Here is a 474-nt window from a genome sequence, read left to right on the forward strand (position 1 = left end):
CCTATATTCCATTCATTTGCTAACTTACTCCATATATCTTCACGGATATTATGATCAACATATACAGAATCAATGCCAATTAATTTAATACCTCTAAGAATAAACGGTAATATATTAGCGTTAAGTGAATTTCCTGCTACATTTCCACATACAGTAGCAACACCTTGATAATTTAGACGTTTTAAACCGTATAATGTTACATTACTCCCCACTGTATCTAAGAAATAATCAAAAATACCTTTTTTAAGCGGTTTATTATCATCTTCAATTATTATTACTTGTTTTGCACCCAATTTTTTTGCGATTTCTATTTGCTTTTCTTTTCTTACGATAGCAGTGATATTTTCATATCCAATTTTATGTAAAATTTGTATAGCAACACTGCCCACACCACCTGTAGCCCCAGACACTAAAATTTCAGGTTGTGATTTGATATTCATTCCATATTTTTCTAGTTCAAAAATTGATAATGCT

The 474-nt window shown here is 30.2% G+C and carries 1 protein-coding gene; it reads right to left on the minus strand.

The genetic code is table 11. From position 1 onward, the window contains the following. On the minus strand, window positions 1-440 hold a 440-nt coding region (locus CKW40_RS46240; RefSeq protein WP_198421202.1), incomplete at its 3' end, for a zinc-binding dehydrogenase. Window positions 441-474: the final 34 nt, after the last annotated feature.

The organism is Mesorhizobium carmichaelinearum, from assembly GCF_900199455.1.
In the GTDB taxonomy this organism is placed as follows: domain Bacteria; phylum Pseudomonadota; class Alphaproteobacteria; order Rhizobiales; family Rhizobiaceae; genus Mesorhizobium; species Mesorhizobium carmichaelinearum.